The 18,998-nt window shown below is 62.4% G+C and carries 18 protein-coding genes; 12 read left to right on the forward strand and 6 right to left on the reverse strand.

All coding sequences use genetic code 11. The features are described 5' to 3' along the window. Positions 1-29 precede the first annotated feature (29 nt). The gene (locus FEZ60_RS21490; protein ID WP_172936944.1) at positions 30-1,382 is read left to right on the forward strand and encodes an aspartate aminotransferase family protein; all 1,353 of its coding nucleotides are present in this window, start codon (positions 30-32) and stop codon (positions 1,380-1,382) included. Beyond that, positions 1,379-2,638, forward strand: coding sequence for a Glu/Leu/Phe/Val dehydrogenase (locus FEZ60_RS21495; RefSeq protein WP_172936945.1), 1,260 nt, complete (start codon positions 1,379-1,381; stop codon positions 2,636-2,638). The genes FEZ60_RS21490 and FEZ60_RS21495 overlap by 4 nt, the downstream gene beginning before the upstream one ends. Here FEZ60_RS21495 and FEZ60_RS21500 read toward each other — a convergent pair. Further along, positions 2,628-4,139 (reverse strand): PLP-dependent aminotransferase family protein, encoded by a 1,512-nt coding sequence (locus FEZ60_RS21500; RefSeq protein WP_141485335.1) that lies wholly within the window; start codon positions 4,137-4,139, stop codon positions 2,628-2,630. The genes FEZ60_RS21495 and FEZ60_RS21500 overlap by 11 nt on opposite strands. 83 nt (positions 4,140-4,222) lie before the next feature. Between FEZ60_RS21500 and FEZ60_RS21505 the strand changes: the two genes are divergently transcribed. From FEZ60_RS21505 to FEZ60_RS32610, 3 genes are all read left to right on the forward strand, one after another. Beyond that, complete coding sequence (locus FEZ60_RS21505) at positions 4,223-4,942, forward strand: TSUP family transporter (protein WP_172936946.1); 720 nt, start codon at positions 4,223-4,225, stop codon at positions 4,940-4,942. 120 nt (positions 4,943-5,062) lie between these two features. After that, positions 5,063-6,517, forward strand: a complete 1,455-nt coding sequence (locus FEZ60_RS21510) for a histidine-type phosphatase (RefSeq protein WP_172936947.1) — start codon at positions 5,063-5,065, stop codon at positions 6,515-6,517. 152 nt (positions 6,518-6,669) lie between these two features. Further along, entirely contained in the window at positions 6,670-6,855 is a 186-nt protein-coding gene (locus FEZ60_RS32610) for a hypothetical protein (protein WP_242484744.1), read from the forward strand. Between the two features lie 125 nt (positions 6,856-6,980). Here FEZ60_RS32610 and FEZ60_RS21520 read toward each other — a convergent pair whose 3' ends face one another. After that, positions 6,981-7,439: a hypothetical protein gene (locus tag FEZ60_RS21520; protein WP_033235361.1), complete on the reverse strand. Its 459-nt coding sequence runs from the start codon at positions 7,437-7,439 to the stop codon at positions 6,981-6,983. Positions 7,440-7,592: 153 nt separating this feature from the next. On the opposite strand from FEZ60_RS21520, the gene FEZ60_RS21525 reads away from it, so the two are divergent. Next, positions 7,593-8,489, forward strand: coding sequence for an oxygenase MpaB family protein (locus FEZ60_RS21525; protein WP_033235360.1), 897 nt, complete (start codon positions 7,593-7,595; stop codon positions 8,487-8,489). A 68-nt stretch (positions 8,490-8,557) separates the two neighbouring features. On the opposite strand, the gene FEZ60_RS21530 is transcribed toward FEZ60_RS21525, so the two are convergent. Continuing rightward, positions 8,558-8,854, reverse strand: coding sequence for an antibiotic biosynthesis monooxygenase (locus FEZ60_RS21530; protein WP_033235359.1), 297 nt, complete (start codon positions 8,852-8,854; stop codon positions 8,558-8,560). A gap of 133 nt (positions 8,855-8,987) precedes the next feature. Between FEZ60_RS21530 and rraA the strand changes: the two genes are divergently transcribed. Continuing rightward, the gene (rraA, locus tag FEZ60_RS21535; protein ID WP_033235436.1) at positions 8,988-9,464 is read left to right on the forward strand and encodes a ribonuclease E activity regulator RraA; all 477 of its coding nucleotides are present in this window, start codon (positions 8,988-8,990) and stop codon (positions 9,462-9,464) included. Positions 9,465-9,479: 15 nt separating this feature from the next. Here the strand turns inward: rraA and FEZ60_RS21540 are convergent, their stop codons facing one another. Beyond that, a complete protein-coding gene (locus tag FEZ60_RS21540) occupies positions 9,480-9,707 on the reverse strand; it encodes an RNA-binding S4 domain-containing protein (protein WP_033235435.1) in 228 nt (75 codons plus the stop codon). An 87-nt stretch (positions 9,708-9,794) separates the two neighbouring features. Here FEZ60_RS21540 and lysX point away from each other — a divergent pair, with 87 nt between their 5' ends. From lysX to FEZ60_RS21555, 3 genes are read left to right on the forward strand one after another with little or no spacing between them, the layout of a single operon-like run. Beyond that, a complete protein-coding gene (gene lysX, locus FEZ60_RS21545) occupies positions 9,795-13,151 on the forward strand; it encodes a bifunctional lysylphosphatidylglycerol synthetase/lysine--tRNA ligase LysX (RefSeq protein ID WP_172936948.1) in 3,357 nt (1,118 codons plus the stop codon). Between the two features lie 11 nt (positions 13,152-13,162). Further along, positions 13,163-14,035, forward strand: coding sequence for an alpha/beta hydrolase (locus FEZ60_RS21550; protein WP_084702579.1), 873 nt, complete (start codon positions 13,163-13,165; stop codon positions 14,033-14,035). A 19-nt stretch (positions 14,036-14,054) separates the two neighbouring features. Continuing rightward, positions 14,055-14,975, forward strand: coding sequence for a hypothetical protein (locus tag FEZ60_RS21555; RefSeq protein WP_045066177.1), 921 nt, complete (start codon positions 14,055-14,057; stop codon positions 14,973-14,975). Here the strand turns inward: FEZ60_RS21555 and FEZ60_RS21560 are convergent. Next, positions 14,950-16,221 (reverse strand): HNH endonuclease signature motif containing protein, encoded by a 1,272-nt coding sequence (locus FEZ60_RS21560; RefSeq protein ID WP_239654668.1) that lies wholly within the window; start codon positions 16,219-16,221, stop codon positions 14,950-14,952. The two genes, FEZ60_RS21555 and FEZ60_RS21560, sit on opposite strands and share 26 nt — an antisense overlap. A 200-nt stretch (positions 16,222-16,421) precedes the next feature. On the opposite strand from FEZ60_RS21560, the gene FEZ60_RS21565 reads away from it, so the two are divergent. Both FEZ60_RS21565 and FEZ60_RS21570 read left to right on the forward strand, forming a co-directional pair. Then, entirely contained in the window at positions 16,422-18,176 is a 1,755-nt protein-coding gene (locus FEZ60_RS21565; RefSeq protein ID WP_346343393.1) for a glycoside hydrolase family 13 protein, read from the forward strand. Next, entirely contained in the window at positions 18,142-18,741 is a 600-nt protein-coding gene (locus FEZ60_RS21570; protein WP_141485327.1) for a histidine phosphatase family protein, read from the forward strand. The genes FEZ60_RS21565 and FEZ60_RS21570 overlap by 35 nt, the downstream gene beginning before the upstream one ends. A gap of 6 nt (positions 18,742-18,747) precedes the next feature. Here FEZ60_RS21570 and FEZ60_RS21575 read toward each other — a convergent pair. After that, the coding region (locus FEZ60_RS21575; protein ID WP_346343394.1) for an oligopeptide/dipeptide ABC transporter ATP-binding protein at positions 18,748-18,998 on the reverse strand (251 nt) is incomplete at its 5' end.

The following is an 18,998-nucleotide window of genomic DNA, read 5'->3' on the forward strand; positions in this document are numbered from 1 at the left end:
TTCCAACCCTCGATCAGGAGGTTTCTGCCATGGCAGCTCCCGCAATCAGCACGTCACAACGCACGTACGAGTTGGATCGCGCACACGTCTTTCACTCATGGTCGGCACAGAAATCCTTGCAGCCCATGGTGGTCGAGCGCACAGACGGCTGCTACCTGTGGGACGGCGACGGCAAGGAATACCTCGACTTCTCGTCGCAACTCGTGTACACGAACGTCGGTCACCAGCATCCCAAGGTTGTCGCGGCGGTACAGGAGCAGGCTGCGAAGCTCTGCACCATCGCGCCGGCACACGCAAACGAGGCTCGGTCCGAGGCAGCGCGTCTGATCGCCGAGATTTCACCCGAGGGAATGGACCGGGTGTTCTTCACCAGCGGCGGCGCAGACTCCAACGAGCACGCAATTCGCATGGCGCGCTTGCATACCGGTCGCTACAAGATCCTTTCGGCGTACCGCTCGTACCACGGCGCTACTGCCGAGACGATCAACCTGTCGGGCGATCACCGCCGGTGGCCGAACGATTACGGAAACTCGGGCGCCGTTCATTTCCACGGACCTTTCCTGTACCGATCCGAATTCCGTTCCGAGACAGAGGAACAGGAATGTGAGCGAGCTCTCGAACATCTCGAAACTCTGATCCGCTTCGAAGGTCCGGCCGCGTTTGCCGCGATCATCGTCGAATCCGTTCCCGGCACCTCCGGCATCATGCCGCCGCCGCCCGGATATCTGAAGGGGGTCCGTGACATCTGCGACCGATACGGCATCGTCATGATCTGCGACGAAGTCATGTCCGGCTTCGGTCGCACGGGCGCCTGGCTGGCAATCGACCACTATGGCGTCGTCCCCGACCTCATCACGTTTGCCAAGGGGGTGAACTCCGGTTACGTGCCATTAGGCGGAGTCATCGTCGGCGAGAAGATCTACAACTCGTTTGCCGAGCGTCCGTACCCCGGCGGCATGACGTACTCCGGCCACCCGCTCGCCTGCGCCGCAGCGGTGGCCACCATCACCACGATGCACGAGGAGCGCATAGTCGAGAACGCAGAGTTCATCGGTCGCACGTCACTCGGACCGGGCCTACGCGCTCTCGCGGACAAGCACCCGAGCATCGGGGACGTCCGCGGTCTCGGAGTCTTCTGGGCACTCGATCTCGTGACGAACCGCGAGACGCGCGAGCCCCTGTCACCGTATGGCGGCACCAACGCCGCGATCGGCCAGACGATGGCCGCCGCCCGCGACGCCGGACTGCTCGTCTTCAACAACTACCACCGCATCCACGTCGTCCCGCCGTGCACCGTGACGCCGACGCAGGTCGACGCCGCACTCGCCATGCTCGACACTGCCCTCGACGTGGCCGATTCCTACTACGACGGTCCCCGGTGACAGCCTCGGCCGTCCACGCCAGTGCGCTCGACGACGCGCGCACGCAACTCGCGGAGGCAGTGGCGGCCCTGGGCTACCCGGACGGCCTGCACCGCATCCTCGGGTCCGCCAGACGTGAGACGACGGTCAGCGTTCCGCTGGTCCGCGACAACGGCGACGTTGAAGTGTTCACCGGATACCGCGTGCAGCACAGCATCGCGCGCGGACCGGCGAAGGGCGGGATCCGGTACAGCGCCGGAGTGAATCTTGACGAAGTGCGGGCTCTCGCAATGTGGATGACGTGGAAATGCGCGCTCCTCGATATTCCGTACGGCGGGGCAAAAGGTGGGGTGGACGTCGATCCCCTGACTCTCTCGCCGGCCGAACTCGAACGACTGACCCGGACGTACACCCAGGGAATCTCACCCGTCATCGGACCGGACAACGATATTCCCGCTCCGGACGTCGGCACCGACGAGCAGACGATGGCCTGGATGATGGACGCCTACTCCGCAACTCGCGGCCGTGGTGTCCCGGGCGTGGTGACGGGCAAGCCGCTTGATCTCGGCGGTTCGCTCGGCCGCCGGACGTCAACCTCACGCGGTGTTGCGCACATCGCGTTGTTGTCTCTGAAAAAGGCAGGCATAGAACCGAACTCGGCCACCTCCGTTGTCCAGGGATACGGCAAGGTAGGAGCCGACGCTGCCGACTACCTCGCCGACGCGGGAGTCCGGATCGTCGCTGTCAGCGACAGATTCGGCGCGGTGCACAACGCCGACGGATTGAACCTGCCCCTTCTGCGAGCCCACGTCACCGAGCACGGTTCCGTCGCAGGCTTCCCCGGAGGTGAGCAGATCGACCCCGCTGCCGTTCTCGAACTGGATGTCGACCTCCTGGTTCCCGCTGCGGTTGAGGGAGTTATCCACGGCGGCAACGCACATCGCATCCAGGCACGTATTGTCGTGGAGGGCGCAAATGGGCCAACCACCGCCGAGGCCGACGCCGCACTCGAGCGAGCGGGAGTGTTGGTGGTCCCGGACATCCTGGCCAACGCCGGCGGAGTCGTCGTGTCCTACTTCGAATGGGTTCAGGCACAACAGGGTTACTGGTGGACTCTCCCCGAAGTAGAACGGGGACTCGATGATCGGATGACTGCAGCCTGGGCTGCGGTACTGGATCAGGCTGGTGCTACCGGCACCACGCTCCGACGCGCCGCGATGACCCTGGCGGTCGGTCGCGTCGCCCGGGCCCACCGAGCGCGGGGCCTCACTCACTGATCCGGCGAGATTCATCCAGTAGTCGGTGAGCAATTCCGCCGAGCAGTGCGATACCCGGTTCGATCGAATTCTGGTCTATCGAACCGAAACCCAGCCGCAGGCAGTTTCGGGAGCCTGTCCCTGGAAAGAAGTAGCGGGAGCCGTCGGCCACCAGGATCCCCTGCAGGGCTGCACGTTCCGTGAGTTCGGCAGCGTCAAGATCCTCCGGGCCGGTGTACCAGACACTGACACCGCCCGGAGGAAACGACGGCGTCTCAACTCGAGGCATGTACTTGTTGATCGACTCGGTAATGATTTCCCAGTTCTGCTTGAGTCGGCGACGATGCGAGCGCAGCACCTTGTGGTAATCCCCGGACATGATGAACAACGCCAGCGACCGCTGAATATGTCCCGGGAGATGTTTGGTTCGATGGTGCCGTTCTGCTCGAAGTGCCGCAATGACAGGCGGATCCGCCACGATGTACCCGATGCGCAGGCCGGCCGAGAGAAACTTCGAGAAGGAACCGAGGTAGATCACCCGGCGGTTGTCCCCCAAGGATTTGAGGGACGGAGTCGGCCTCCCACGAAAGCGGAATTCGCTGTCATAGTCGTCTTCGATCACAAAACCGTTTCTCTCCTCCAACAATTCCAGGAGCAGTTTGCGGCGAGGCAAGCTCAATGTGACGTTGGTGGGGTGGTGATGACTCGGCGTGAGATACATGGCGTCGAAGACAGTCGATCGGTCGAACACCGCCCCACGCCCGTCAACGGGAATGGGAGACAGTTCCACACCGGAGCGCTTGAAAATGTGCATCGCGTCGAGGTATCCGGGGTTCTCGAAGCCCATGATCTTGTCGGGTCGCAACAGGACGTCGGCAATCAACGACAAACCCTGCTGGGTTCCACTCGTCACCAAGATCTCGTCAGCCGCTGCTTCGATGCCACGGGACGGAAGAATCTCCTTGCGCAGCGCCTCCACCAGCAGCGGATCGTCCTGATCGACGGCGTCACGCACGCTGTATCGCAGATGCGGTCCCGTCATCGCCTCACTCGCCGCGCGCAACCAACCGCGGACCGGGAAGGAGCGCAGTTCGGGCTGAGAACTGATGAACGGGTACGGATAGTCGAAGGCGTCGGGATGGCCCAGAGTTCGGGTGAACTCGACGCTCTCGCGGGGCTGGAGCAATGTCGACCAGTCAACTGGCGGAGCGGGCGGCGACGACTCTGCAGAAGGTGTTCGAGTGAGCGGGGCTGCCGCGTAAAGACCACTGCGAGGACGACTCTCGATTACTCCGAGCGCGATCAGCTCGTCATAGGCCGCTGCCACCGTATTTCGGGAAACGCCAAGTTCCTGCGCCAGGTAGCGCGTCGACGGCATGGGTCGACCACCGTCGAACACTCCACGTGCAAGCAGGTCTTCGAGCATGGCCCGCACGCGCCGGTACATCGGCGTGTTGGTGGCCGAGTCGAGATACGCCGACCTGCCCTCGAGGAACTCTCCGAGATTTTCGTGTGATCGCAACCTGCTCCTCCTGATTCTGGCCCCATTAATGCTCCCACGATCTGGATCTTCCGTCAGTGCCAGATCGCCCAGAGAATGGGATTGTGATTCTTCTCCTGGTTGCCTGCGTACTTGTTGCCTCCTCGGCGATTCAATCGGCAACCGGCTCGGGTTTCGGCTTGATCGCCGGACCCGCCCTTATTCTGATTGCCCCGTGGCTTGTTCCAGTCCCGCTACTGATTCTCACCATCCCGATGATGCTGATGGTGGCGGCGCGAGAACGCGGGCATTGCGACACACGCACGGTCGGAATCGCAACCGCCACAATGATTCCCGGTATCGCCGCAGGCCTGTGGGTCATACAGCGCGTTGAAACGGCGTCCGTTCAACTCCTGGTGGCCGTTCTCGCGCTGGCAGCAGGGGCGGTGATGCTCGCGGGTAAGTCCGTGACCGGATCGCGGCGAACCCTGGCAGGCGCCGGGGCCGCGGCCGGGTTCATGGGCGCATTGGCCGCGATGCCCGGGCCACCGCTGTCGCTGACCTATCGGCCGGACGATGCTGCCGCCCTGCGATCTACGTTATCGACGATCTTTCTTCTCATGGCTGCGGCGACGCTTATCGCACTCCATCTCCAGATCGGTGTTACCGGAAGCGAATTGCTTGGCGCACTCGCATTGTCTCCCCTGCTGGTGTGTGGACACCTGCTCGGCTCGTACCTGGCGCGGCGGATCTCCCTGGCGGTCTTGAGTCGCACAACCACCTACATCATCCTCGCCGCGGCAACCGTGCTGTTTGCCAAAAGCGTAGCCGGACTGGCCATGTGAATCCGAGTTTTAACCCTGCGGCCACCTGGACGTCTGTCCTATGGCCACCTACGGACGCTTAGCCGATCTAACTTCCTGTTCGTCGTGCCATTTCGGCGCGAGCAGAAAGGACTCATCACCATGCGAAGCCCCCGCTTCGGATTGCTGGCGGCCGCAGGCGCTGTCGGACTCATGCTTGTCACGACCGGCACCTCTGCCATTGCCGACGCGTCACCATTCAGTTCATTCGACACCGGTTCTCTCGACACCGGCTCTCTCGGGGCCCCGGGCACACCTGCCGTCGGGGGCTTCACGTCCAAGACTCCGTATTCACCCGGCCAGGCCATTGGCGGACTCCAGGCCGTGCCCGCCGGTTTCACGCCCGTGTACACGGAAAACGTTGCACGTCATGGTTCCCGCGCGCTCTCGAGCCTGAAGTACGACGACCTGAGCCTGCAACTCTGGGAGATCGCCGAAGCCGAGAACGCTCTGACTCCCGTCGGCAAGGAGTTCGGCCCCGTACTTCGTGAACTCATGGCGGCCAACCAGACGTTGGGCTACGGCAATCTGAGCGGCCTCGGCATTGCCGAGCATCGCGAGATGGGTGCCCGTGTGACGGAACGCCTTCCGCAGCTGTTCGACGCAATTGCCAAGCAGGACGGCTCGATCACCCTGACGTCCTCGGGCGTGGACCGCGCAGTGGACAGTGCCGCCAACTTCGCCCAGGGCGTGAGCACCGCATTTCCGGCGATCGCCGGAAATATCGGAGCTGTCACGTCTGATCCTGACGTCCTCTACTTCCACGATTCCGATCTGAACGCGGACTACAAGGAATACGAGGATTCCGATCCTCGCCTCGAAGCCGTGGACGAGCAGATCGAGAACCTGCCTCGCACTCGCGACGTGTCACGTCACATGATGGAGAAGCTGTACTCGAAGAGCTTTGTGGATCGTCTTGTCGCCGGCGAGTTCTCACTCGTCGACCGGGGCAAGGGCTCGGAAGAGATCAACAACGAGGTCGATGCCGCGTACATGCTTTACAACACGTACATCATCACCCCCGGCATGTCCGAGGAAGGTGACTGGAATTTCGGTCGCTTCATCGACCAGGACGACGCTCAGTGGCTGGCATACACCAACGACGCAGAGGACTTCTACGCCAAGGGACCGGGATTTGCCGGTGAGGACGTTACCTACCGGATGGCGACGGTGCTCCGCGACGAATTCCTGGCGGGGCTGAAAGAACATTCAGGTGCAGATTCTTTGCCCGGGGCCGACTTTCGGTTTGCGCACGCCGAGACGATCATCCCCTTTGCTGCACTGCTGAAGCTGCCCGGCAGCACGGTCGCACAGCCTGAGGGCACCTTGTACACGTATGACAACAACCCGTGGCGCGGCGAGCAGGTCAGCCCGATGGGCGCCAACATCCAGTGGGACGTCTTTGCCGGACCGGACAACGCACAACTGGTTCGCATGCTCTACAACGAGCGTGAAACCGCGTTTGCAGCGCCCTGCACGCCGGTAGCAAGCGGAAGCTTCTTCTACACGCCCGCGGAACTCGAGCGCTGCCTGCCGGAAATCTCCCCTATAGCTTGAGGCCGGGCCCCCGGACGACGCGGACGCGCCCATGCTTGGTGCAACGCCAGCATGCGCGCTTTCTCGTCGTCTTCCATCAACAATGCATCGCAGATACGAACCATGACCCGAGACGAAACACCCACGGACGTACCCTGTTCCAGCCTTTGATAGTGATTGAAACTGATGTCGGCGATCTGCGCGACCTCACGTCTACTGAGGCCGTGCATGCGACGAGCACCCTCGCATCGAATACCGACCTTCTCGGGCGCAAGGCTATTACGCTTCTCGACGAGCAGCCGGCTCATCAACTGACGTGCACTCGACCCGTTCACGCCGCAGCCTTCTCCCTCACCTGAAATATACTTTTACCGAACATGTTTCAGAATATGGGACAGCAAGGTCGTGGCGGTATCTCCGAGATGACAGATAATCACGCGATACCGCCACTGCTGCGGCGTCAGGACACAGAGTCAGGCACAAGTCAGGCTATGAACCGTCCAATTGTCGGATTGCTTTGGCAGATAGGGCTACTGCCCCAGTTGATGGAACCGAAAGCGGTCGCAACAACGTTGCCGACACCGGTATTCACAGTCGCCGACAGATAGGGGTACGTCCCCATCAGATCGACGATTCCGGCCTTACCGGTGTCGGTGTTGACCCACGCGACCGTGACCTGCCCGGCGGCCGGTATCGGTGCTGCTGCCGGGAAGGACTCGAAGCGTATGTCGCCCTTGGCGATCGGCGGATTGGCTTCAGGCCCGGACTGCCCGGTGAGACCGGTCATCGACGCCAGTGACCCCTGGTTGGGACAACCGATGGTCACTGCAGCACCACCGAACGGATGGGGTGGATCCGCCGAAGCGGTGCCCACGTATGCGAGTGACGCAACGATCGGCAAACCTACGGCTGCCAGGATTCGGGCAGTACGGGAGATACTCATTGAAACTCCTCGGGTCGACAACTCCCTGATCGGATACCCCTGGTACAACACCCGAAACGACCGAACAGTGGCAATTCGACACCTCTAGACAACATGCGTTGTCAGAACTACTCTCGGTGGCACAGCTCACACCGAAGCCATGGGAGTGTTCACATGAAGCGCTACGACCTTCGCGCGCGCACAGATCAGCTCGATCCCGAGACCGACTACGAAGAGATGTCTCGCATTCTTGCTGCTCAAGAGTTTCCCTGGGACATCAACCAGGCCCTCAGTTTTGCGCTGTTCCGCACCTACGCGGTGCCGTCGATCGGCAAACTGCTCTTCTCCACGGGTGAATTCACCGACCGGGTCCAGAAACGGTACGACGACACCAGCCTCATTCTCGACGCCGTCCTCGAACACGGCCTGGGCAGCGACCAAGGTCGATCGAGTGTTCGCCGGATGAACCAGATGCACGGCTCGTACGACATCTCCAACGACGACATGCGATACGTGTTGGCTACTTTTGTCGTCACTCCGGTGCGCTGGCTCGAATCGTACGGTTGGCGCCCGTTGACGCCCAACGAAATAGCCGGATCCACCTTCTATTACCGCGAACTCGGCCGTCACATGAACATCAAGGACATGCCAACGACCTACGACGGATTCGCGAAGCTCTTGGACGAGTATGAGCGCGAACACTTTTCGTTCGATCCGGGTGCCAGGGCGGTTGCCGACTCCACACTGGAACTCATGTGCACGTTCCCGCCCAACAACCTAGCGCCGAAGCCCCTGATCAAGGCATTCGCCTACTCACTCATGGACGATCACCTTCTCGAGGCGTTCGGGTACAAGCGCCCACCTGCGGTGGTTCGTGCGCTCTCCAGGGGCGCACTCAAAGCACGCGGCCGCCTGCTGCGATTCTTCCCACCGCGCACCGCCCGGAAATTCGCCCGCGATCTTCCGAATATCCGCAGCTACCCAGCCGGCTACAAGGTCGACCAACTGGGAACCTTTCCCACGGGGTGCCCCGTCAAGCACGTGAAGCCGAGTGAACAAGCCCAAGCGTGACGTGGCGGTAAGACAAGAATGGGGCGCTTCCTTCGGCACAGTTCGCGAAGGAAACGCCCCCGAAAAAATCAGATCGCGGATTCCAGTTCGTACTTACCCAGACCGGGCGCACCGGCAAGAAGTGGTCCCAAATCCTTGATAGCTCCCGGACCCGCCCGCCATTCGCGGTAAGCGGCATCAGCCTCGGCAGACGCCCACTTCTCGACGCACAACCAGTGCGTTTCGTCCTCGGCATCGATCACCACGTCGACGCCTTCGCAACCCTCGAAAGCACGGGTTTCAGCCAAAACTCGCCCGAACACCTCGCGCGCGGTATCAAGGCTCTCCTTCTTCAACCGCACATCCAAAATCGCGAAAATCGTCACAGAACACTCCTAGTCGTCAACTGCAGTGAATCGAATAATTCAAGGCCACGTTATCGGAAGCACATTCCGCTGACGGTGTGATCGCGTGAAGTTGAAGGAAGCTTTTGTCGCTCTGCCGACTATTCTGTCGTGCATGACCGAGCCTGTAGCCACTGCTGACCTTGCCGACGAAATTGGACCAGACATCCGTAGCTGCGACACGCAGTTCACTGCGTTCGGTGGCCGTGAGGTTTTTGCCGGCCCCATCACCACCATCAAGTGCTTCCAGGACAACCTGCTGGTGAAGCAGACCCTCAGCGAACCGGGCAACGGCGGTGTCCTCGTCGTCGACGGTGATGCGAGTATCCACACCGCACTGGTCGGCGACATCATCGCCGGCCGCGGAGTCGACAACGGCTGGGCCGGGGTGATCGTCAACGGTGCCGTCCGTGACTCCGCAATCCTGCGCACCCTCGACATCGGCGTCAAAGCGCTCGGCACCAACCCACGCAAGAGCACACAGACCGGTTCCGGCGAGAAGAACGTGCCCGTCGAAATCGGCGGCGTCACCTTCAATCCCGGTGAGATCGTCTACAGCGACCAGGACGGGGTAGTCGTCCGCGAAAGCTAGAAGTAGAGCTCGAGATCAGGCGGGAGCTTCCACCTTGGCGGCCATCCCGCCGATCTCGACTACATCACCGTCGCGCAGCTGACGACCACGACGGTCCTCCACCTCACCGTTGACCGACACCATGCCGTCGGCGATGACTTCCTTGGCTTCTGCGCCGGATTCGATGAGGTTGGCCAGCTTGAGGAACTGGCCGAGACGGATCATTTCGTCGCGGATCGGTACTGCGGGGATGTTGGCGCTCATGGCAATCATTCTGCTCCTCGCACAAAACCGGACACGAACGGCCACACTGAACAGTGAGACTGATCGACCGGTATGGGAGGACGCTCGATGGCACCTATCAGCGAGATAACGGATACAACCGCGGAGTTGGTTGAAACTCCGCCGGAGAATCCGCGAAAGGCACGCCGCTTCCAGTCGGGACGGCTGAGCCAGGTCCCGCATATCTCGGGCTTGATCCTCGGAGTCTTCTCCGTCCTCGTCTTCTTGTGGAGCCTGTCGCCGACGCTGCGTCATATCGTCCGGGTCCCACGCGAATACATCGACAACTACTACTTCGACGCACCGGATACGAGCTTGTCGTGGGCGCTCGTCGTCGGTCTTCTTGCTGCCGCACTAGCCAGTCGCAAGCGCATCGCGTGGTGGCTGTTGACGGTCTATCTCTCCGTGATCGCCCTGAGCAACATCTTGTTCACGTTCACCGACAAAAATCCGAATAATGCCGTAGCTGCTGTCGTACTGCTGGTCGTCATCGGAATTCTGATCGCGGCCCGCCCCGAGTTCTACACCCGCGTACGACGCGGAGCCGGCTGGAAAGCTCTCGGCGTACTGATCGGCGGTTTGGCGATCGCCACCCTGTTGGGCTGGGGACTGGTCGAACTCTTCCCAGGCACACTTCCGGAAGATCAGCGTTTTGCATGGGCGCTTAACCGTGTCACCGCTGCAGCGGCGGTCGACAACGAAGTCTTCGACGGTCATCCGCATGCCTTCGTGAACACGATCCTCGGTCTCCTCGGTGCTATCGCACTCCTCGCTGCCGTCATCACGCTCTTCCGCGCCCAACGTTCCAACAACGCACTCACCGGCAACGACGAGTCCGCGATCCGCGGGCTCATCCAAGGTTTTGGCGCCGACGATTCCCTCGCCTACTTCGCCACCCGACGCGACAAAGCCGCGATCTTCGCTCCGAGCGGCAAAGCCGCGGTCACCTATCGCGTCGAGATCGGCGTCTGCCTGGCCAGCGGCGATCCGATCGGCGACCCCGAAGCCTGGCCGCACGCCATCGAAGCGTGGCAGGACCTGGCCTCGAAGTACGGCTGGGCAACAGCCGTCATGGGTGCCAGCGAAACCGGTGCAACCGCCTACAAGCGGGCCGGACTCAACGTCCTGCAGCTCGGCGACGAGGCCATCCTGCGTACCCGCGAATTCAATCTCAACGGACGCGACATGCGCCCCGTTCGACAGGCAGTCACTCGCGTACGACGCGGCGGCGTGACCGTCCGGATGCGACGCCACCGCGACGTGCCCCCGGTCGACATGTCCGCCGCCATCGTTCGCGCCGACGACTGGCGCGACACCGAAACCGAACGTGGCTTCTCCATGGCACTCGGACGACTAGGCGATCCACTCGACGGCGACTGCCTCCTCGTCGAAGCCGTGATGGACGAAGGTACCGACGACGAGTCCGTCGTCGGCATGCTGTCGCTCGTCCCGTGGGGGGCAAACGGAGTCTCCCTGGACCTGATGCGTCGTAAGCCGACGGCACCCAACGGTGTTGTCGAGTTGATGGTCTCCGAGCTTGCCACGCGCTCCGACGAATTCGGCATCGTTCGGGTCTCACTCAATTTTGCGGTGTTCCGCTCCGTGTTCGAGGAGGGCTCGCGCATCGGCGCCGGACCGATCCTGCGTATCTGGCGATCGGTGTTGGTCTTCTTCTCCCGTTGGTGGCAACTCGAGGCTCTGTACCGCTCCAACGTGAAGTATCAGCCGGACTGGGAACCACGCTTTTTGTGCTTCGAGGACAATCGCGAACTCCCACGCGTCGGATTCGCGTCGGCGATCGCCGAGGGTTTTGTTGTTCTCCCCACCTTCAGTCGCAGATCGAGCAAGGCCACCAAGCACACCGGAATTCACGAAACGCTGCCTGCTGCACTGGTCACCGCCGAAGGCATTCACGCCGACGGCAGCCTGCCGGACTCCGCACCGGCGATGGCAGCACCGGGACCGCGGCGACCCGAGCAGGTTCGCGTGCGAATGAACAAACTGGCGACGCTCGAGGGCGAAGGCATCAGCGCATATCCCGTCGCCTACCCTCCGACTCACACGATCGCCGCGGCAGCACAGTCACCGGAAGGCACCCGCGTACGCATTGCCGGACGAATCCTGCGGGTCCGCGACTACGGCGGTGTTGCATTCGCCGACGTGCGCGACTGGTCCGGCGACATTCAGGTATTGGTGGACCAGGATCACGTCGGGCGCGAGAAGTTGACGGAGTTCGCTGCCGAATTCGATCTCGGCGACCTGATCGAGGTCAGTGGAACCATTGGTCGCAGCCGTAAGGGTGAACTGTCGCTGATCGCGCTCGAATGGCGCATGAACGGCAAGTGCCTGCATCCGTTGCCGGACAAGTGGAAGGGCCTGTCGGATCCCGAAACTCGCGTTCGTCAGCGGTACCTCGACATCGCCCTCAACCCGAAGGCCCGCGACCTACTCGAAGCCAGAAGTGCCGTCGTCAAGTCGCTGCGTGATTCACTCGGCAACCGTGGGTTCCTCGAAGTGGAGACGCCGATCCTGCAGCAGGTTCACGGCGGCGCCAACGCCGCACCGTTCCTGACGCACATCAACGCGTACAACCTCGATCTGTACCTGCGCATCGCGCCCGAGCTGTACCTGAAGCGGTTGTGCGTCGCCGGTATGGAGAAGGTGTTCGAGATCGGTCGCGTGTTCCGCAACGAAGGTGTCGACTTCAAACACAACCCCGAATTCACGATCCTCGAGGCGTACGAAGCGCACAGCGACTACGAGGGCATGATGCGGATGTGCCGCGAGCTCATCCAAGCTGCGGCTGTGGCGGCTTTCGGGCGCGAGATCATCATGCGGCCAGGAGCCGACGGCGAACTGGTCGAGGTCGACATCTCCGGCGAGTGGCCCGTCAAGACGATGCACGGCGCCGTTGCAGAAAAACTCGGCGTCGATGTCTCTCCCGAGACAAGCCTAGAAAAGCTGCAAAAACTGTGCGACGACAACGAAATCCCGTATCAGTCCAACTGGGACGCGGGCGCCGTGGCACAGGAAATGTACGAGCACCTGGTCGAGGACTTCACCGAGTTCCCGACGTTCTACACCAATTTCCCCACCTCGATGTCGCCACTCACCCGTCCGCACCGCAGCATTCCCGGTGTCGCCGAGAAGTGGGACCTGGTGGCGTGGGGAGTGGAACTCGGCACGGCATACAGCGAGCTGACGGACCCCGTTGATCAGCGCAATCGCCTCACCGAGCAGTCGATGCTCGCGGCCGGCGGCGACCCGGAGGCCATGGAGTTGGATGAGGAATTCCTCCAAGCTCTCGAGCACGCAATGCCGCCGACGGGTGGACTCGGAATGGGTGTCGACCGTGTTGTCATGCTGATCACCGGCGGCAGCATCCGCGAAACCTTGGCGTTCCCCCTCGCGAAACCACGCCAGTAATCGAGGCACTGATGCCGGGACTGTTCCACGTGAAACCACCGGGCGAGTTGATGACGGTCGGCGGGGACAGCCTGCATGTGCTCGTGGAGGGCGACGGACCTGCCGTCGTCCTCTGCGGCGGACTGGCCGGCAACTGGTTCGACTGGGACGACTGCGCGCGCAACCTCAGTCTCGACCGCACCGTAGTCCGGTTCGATCGGCCCGGCTTCGGACTCAGCGAGCCTTCGGCCCAAATCCCAAGCGTTCGCGGCGAAGCGCAGCGTATCGCCGACGTTCTCGATGCCGTGGGAATCACTGAACCAGCTGTGGCAGTGGGTCATTCGATAGCCGGTTTCTATGCCGAGGGTTTTGCGAGGCTGTTTCCCGAGCGAGCAGCGGGCATCCTGCTCCTCGATTCTAGCGCCGAGAAAAACCCGAAGCGGCTCGTCCCGCGCAACCTCTTGCTCACGGCCTCACACCTGGCCGCTGCAACCGCCAGTATCGCTGGGCTGCAACGACTTCTGGGCACCACCACGCGAAAGATCCTCAACCAATCCGTGCCCCCGACAGGCCCGTCTCACACAATGGCCGAATGGGTTGGGCACATCTACCGCGAACCGCACTATCTCGAAGCCGCCATGATCGAATATGTCGCCTACACCGATATGGCGATGGAGCTCAACAAGTTACGCGAGTCCGAGGATCACCGACTGCCGGACATCGGCATCAGCGTCGTAGCTGCTCACACCGGCCACTCGACCCCGTGGTCGGTGTCCTGGATGGCCAAACAACAGCGGCTCGCAACATACCTGGGCGGGCGCTTCCACGTCCTGCGTCCCGCCCACCATCACGCGATGATCGATCAGCCCGAAAAACTGGCGGAGCTGATCCGGTCCGTCACATGAGAATGATATTCTCATTTTCATGGTCCTCGCGAACGGCTCGTCGCCACAGGTGCTTGCAAGCATGAAAACCTTCACCTCCGACTTCGGGCTGGCCTCGTTCCAGCCGACGCGGGAGCGCTCGCTGATGCGCGCCGATCTCACCGACAAACTGCGGTCACACGGGGGCCAGGCTTCCCTGGGAGTCCTGGTCACCGTGGCGGATTATGTGACCTCCGACCCGGCATTGGTGGCCTGTCGGCCCGATTGGACTGCAACCCAAGATCTCTCACTTCATTCGGCCGGTCCACTCACCGAGGGGCCGATCGTCGTCGACAGTAACCTCGTGCGCATCGGCAAGAAGACGATCATCGTCTCCGCCGATGTCTACGACGGCCACGGCCTTACCGACCTCCGTGAGTTGGCCGACGCAATCGACTCGGGCAGCGGTCCCACCCTCGCAGCTCGCGGACTCGTCACCTTTGCCCGCATTCCTCGTTCGGCCGCTGGGGACGCGGATTCGTACACCCCGGACCAGTGGATCGGCACACTCAGGGAGCATCCGACCCAAGCGGTCGAGGGAACGATCTACTCCCGATTGGGAATGCGGGTCATCGATGCTTCGGCCGGCGTGCTCGAACTCGAACTCACTCCGTTTGTGGTCAATCAGATCGGCACGATCATGGGCGGCGCGCAGGCCCTGCTCGTAGAGTCGGCGGCCCAGGCCATGCGGCCCGAGCTGGTTGCAACAGATATGCAGATGCACTACCTGTCGCAAGTCCGAACTGGACCAGCGCGGTCCTACGGCACGGTGATCCGCGACGCCGCGGATCACGCAGTACTGAGCATCCAGCTCGTCGACGCCAGTGCGGACGACCGGCTGCTGGCATTGGCAACGGTGACGCTCCACAAGCCGCTGCATACGCAGCCCAACCGTCTTACGCAGCCCAACCGTCCAGAATGACGCTGACTGCGTGATTCAGGCGGAGAGCGTCGCCGCCCCAGTCGGGCACTATCGCATCGTCGGCGATCTCACCGCTGAGCAATCGATCCGCGAAACCCACTGACGGCGGCGCCGGTTCCATCACCGAACCGCCACGAAGCCGGAACTCGAATTGTTGCTCTCCAATCGCAGTAATCATGAACTCATCGCGGTGCAACGCCCGATGGCACGTGCCGCACAACATGATCAGGTTGTCGAGATCCGTCTTCCCACCAGCACGCCAGAATCGAACGTGATGAGCGTGTAGGAAGCGCGTGCGTCCGCATCCTGGTGTGCGGCAACACCCGTCGCGGTACATGAGCGCAGTCATCTGCTTTGCACTGGTAATGCGGGTGCGCCGACCCAGACTGAGCATGCACCCCTGCTTGGTGGTTGCGGCCCGCACCCGTGCGTCGCACAGCACTTCGTCGGCGTCAGCGTCCTCGAGCGCGGGCCCACCGGACACGCGTACAACCTTCTCCTCACGTAGAAACACCACTTCGGCTGGGCGGGTACGTTTGCCGGCATCCGTTGCTACCGCGAGGATGTCAGCCATTGCGACCAGCGCCGGACCGATGTTGCGCAGTGGGCGCCGCACCGTATTGGCAACCTGTGGTTCTTGTGGTTCTTGTGGTTCCCCAGCTGCTTCCGTCGTGCGCGTGCGATCTCGTTCCGCATTTGTCAACGCCGCCAATACCTTTGCACCGTCTTGCGCTGCGAGGCGTCCCTGGAAAACGAAGTCGCCAGTATCCGGATCCCAGTGCCACCGGGTTTCGAACCGGTCCAGTTTCGGCTTGCCCTGATCATCGCTCGTTGCCTTACGTAAGCCGGCAACAAGACGGTCGATCTGGCCGGACGGAGCACTCGTGCCGAGGCGCACCATCTGTTTGTCGTTGAGCGGCGTGGCGACACGAGTCAAAGATCGGACTTTGGAATAGGACAAGCGACCTTCTTCAAACGCAGCACGCATGTTCGGCAGCGTGGTGAGAGCTTTTGCAACCCGGACATATTCGCGCCCGGTATGCTGGCTGAGCCCACACTTCCAGGACAGCCAATGGGCGCACGAATGCAGGCCAGGCCCCGTCCAGCCGCGAGTCTCGTCGAATCGCGCCACCAAAGTCAGAAATCTGGCGGTAGCTGCCGCAATGTGCCCGGCAAGTGCGCAGATTTCGGTACCGAGCCGGTCGGCTGTATCCCTATCTGTTGCCGCAACACTATCCCTGGTCACGCCACTATCCCTGGTCACGCCTCTGTCTGTTTTCGTCATGATGTCCCCCCACCGTTACGAATGTGCGTCGACAGTAGACGCGGGTACCGACAGGTTTGCCGAAAACGTCCCCGCGGGGACGTCTCGACCTCGAAACCTCGAACTTCTCACTCAACAAGACTGCCGAAATTTGGCCGCACTCAACCTGTTAGAACGGAAGGGTGCCCCACGAATCCCCGAATCTCACCCTGCCCGACAACACCTTCCGCGACAACGAATGGTGGCGCAGCGCCGCGATCTACCAGGTGTACATCCGCAGCTTTGCCGACGGCAATGGTGACGGCGTCGGCGACATCGCCGGAATCCGAAATCGCTTGAGCTATCTGGCAGAGTTGGGCGTCGATGCCATCTGGGTCAACCCGTGGTACCCGTCGCCGATGGAGGATGCGGGCTACGACATCTCCGACTACCGCAGCATCGAACCGTCATTCGGCACGATGGAACAGGCCGAGGCCATGATCGCCGAAGCCCATGATCTCGGGATGCGCGTCATCCTCGACCTGGTGCCCAACCACGTCTCCGAGGCGCATCCGTGGTTCCAGGAAGCCCTGCTCGCGCAGCCCGGATCGGCCGAGCGCGGACGGTTCCACTTCCGCCCGGGCAAAGGTGCGGCAGGCGACGAGGCACCTAACGACTGGGTCAGCTCCTTCGGCGGTCCCGCGTGGACGCGCGTCAAGGATTCGGACGGCAATCCAGGTGAGTGGTACCTACACCTCTTCACACCCGGACAGCCGGATGTGAACTGGCGCAACGCGGATATCCGCGGCGACTTCGAGACGACGTTGCGGTTCTGGTTCGACCGTGGTGTCGACGGATTCCGCATCGACGTCGCCCAGTCACTGTGCAAAGACGCGGATCTGCCCGACCTGAACGGGCTGACCTACCCCACGCCGGTCCCCGCCGACGGTTCCGAACCGGTGGAGCATCCGCACTTCGACCGCGACGAAGTCCACGACATCTACCGTTCCTGGCGAGCGGTGGCCGACAGTTACGATCCGCCGCGCGTATTTGTCGCCGAAGCCTGGGTGGGCAACCCCGCACGCCTCACCCGTTACCTGCGCCCGGACGAACTCCACAGCGCCTTCAACTTCAACTTCCTGCTCGCGCCGTGGAACGGAGCGACGCTACGCAGCGTCATCGACACAACGATCACGTCGCATGCTGCAGTGAATGCATCTCCCACCTGGGTACTGTCCAACCATGACGGCGTCCGTCATCTTTCCAAATATGCGAGGCCGCAGACAGATTCGCGCACCTGGTTCCTCAGCCAGATCCGCGACATCCCCGGCGACTTCGAACTCGGCGAGCGGCGGGCACGCGCCGCGGCGATGCTGATGCTTGCACTCCCAGGCGGGGTTTACATCTATCAGGGCGAAGAACTCGGCCTGGCCGAGGTGGAGGACATCCCGGACGATCAGTTGCAGGATCCGATCTGGGAACGGACCGGGCACCGCGAGCGTGGCCGCGACGGCTGCCGAGTTCCGCTGCCGTGGTCGGGCGACACCGCCCCATACGGCTTCAGCCCCCCGAACGCCAACCAGGCGCCCTGGCTGCCACAGCCGCAGGGTTGGAGTGAGCGCACCGTCGAGTTCCAGACGGGCAAGGCCGACTCCACTCTCGAGCTCTACCGCAGCGCACTGTCCCTACGCCGCAGCCTGTCGGCGCTGGCCACCGAGCCGCTGACTACCGCGACGCTGACCTGGATGAACGACGACAACGATCAGGTGCTGGACTTCCGGCGCGGCAGTGCGCTGCGCTGTGTCGTCAACACGTCTTCCGAGCCAATCGCGCTTCCCGACGGTGACGTTCTGCTTGCCAGTGGTCCACTACCCGGCAACGGCACGATCCCCGCCGACACGGCCGTCTGGCAAGGTGTCCCGTGTGCAACTACTCCTGATCCGACACGCGCTCCCTGAACTGGCAGAGGTCACCGAGGGTCGTGCTGATCCCGCGCTGACAGACGAGGGCCACGCCCAGGCACACCGGCTGCCTGCGGCGTTGGCCCCGTACCGGATCACGGGGCTGTTCAGCAGCCCACAAAAGCGTGCTCTGGAAACCGCGGGTCCGGTATCGGACGTTCTCGGACTCCCGGTCACCGAGCATCCGGGCCTGGCCGAGTACGACGCCGAGCAATCCCACTACATTCCGATGCACCAGGTCTTGGAGCGAGCACCACAGACCTACGAGCGCATCAAAGCCGGTTGGCTACCCGAATCGATCGACGCCGACGCATTCCGCACTCGTGTCCTCGGAGCGATCGACGACATCGTGGCGTCAACGGACAACGACGCCACCGTGGCGGTGTTCTGCCACGGCGGCGTCGTCAATATCGTTCTCCAGGAGTTACTCGGCCTGGAGCGTCCGCTGACGTTCCCGATCGAGTATGTCTCCGTCACTCGTATTCTCGTGTCCCGCAACGGCAATCGACGGGTTGCGTCGGTCAACGAAACAGGTCACGTTCGAAACATGTTGCGCGTCTAGCTCAACTCACACGTTGTGGCACGCCACCTGGTGTCCGCCGTCTACGAGTCGTAGCTCCGGAACTTCCTCGGCGCAGCGATCCGTGGCGAGAGGGCACCGGGTGCGGAACCGGCAGCCGCTCGGCGGGTTCAGCGGCGACGGAAGTTCGACGACCTTCTGGTCGACGTTCTGCGCCGCAGTCACCGTTGCGTCGGGATCGGGGATCGAGGACAGCAGCAACTGCGTGTACGGATGCAGCGCACGGTTCTGCATGTCTT

It is taken from the genome of Rhodococcus sp. MS16 (genome assembly GCF_013277795.1).
GTDB classification, from domain to species: Bacteria; Actinomycetota; Actinomycetes; order Mycobacteriales; family Mycobacteriaceae; genus Rhodococcus_F; species Rhodococcus_F globerula.

Excerpts from the sequence above, each read along its gene's own strand:
- lysX (WP_172936948.1), top strand. The coding sequence starts at position 9,795 with ATGGCACCTATCAGCGAGATAACGGATACAACCGCGGAGTTGGTTGAA.
- rraA (WP_033235436.1), top strand. The coding sequence starts at position 8,988 with ATGACCGAGCCTGTAGCCACTGCTGACCTTGCCGACGAAATTGGACCA.
- FEZ60_RS21520 (WP_033235361.1), bottom strand. The coding sequence starts at position 7,439 with ATGAGTATCTCCCGTACTGCCCGAATCCTGGCAGCCGTAGGTTTGCCG.
- FEZ60_RS21555 (WP_045066177.1), top strand. The coding sequence starts at position 14,055 with ATGGTCCTCGCGAACGGCTCGTCGCCACAGGTGCTTGCAAGCATGAAA.
- FEZ60_RS21550 (WP_084702579.1), top strand. The coding sequence starts at position 13,163 with ATGCCGGGACTGTTCCACGTGAAACCACCGGGCGAGTTGATGACGGTC.
- FEZ60_RS21540 (WP_033235435.1), bottom strand. The coding sequence starts at position 9,707 with ATGAGCGCCAACATCCCCGCAGTACCGATCCGCGACGAAATGATCCGT.
- FEZ60_RS21490 (WP_172936944.1), top strand. The coding sequence starts at position 30 with ATGGCAGCTCCCGCAATCAGCACGTCACAACGCACGTACGAGTTGGAT.
- FEZ60_RS21510 (WP_172936947.1), top strand. The coding sequence starts at position 5,063 with ATGCGAAGCCCCCGCTTCGGATTGCTGGCGGCCGCAGGCGCTGTCGGA.
- FEZ60_RS21525 (WP_033235360.1), top strand. The coding sequence starts at position 7,593 with ATGAAGCGCTACGACCTTCGCGCGCGCACAGATCAGCTCGATCCCGAG.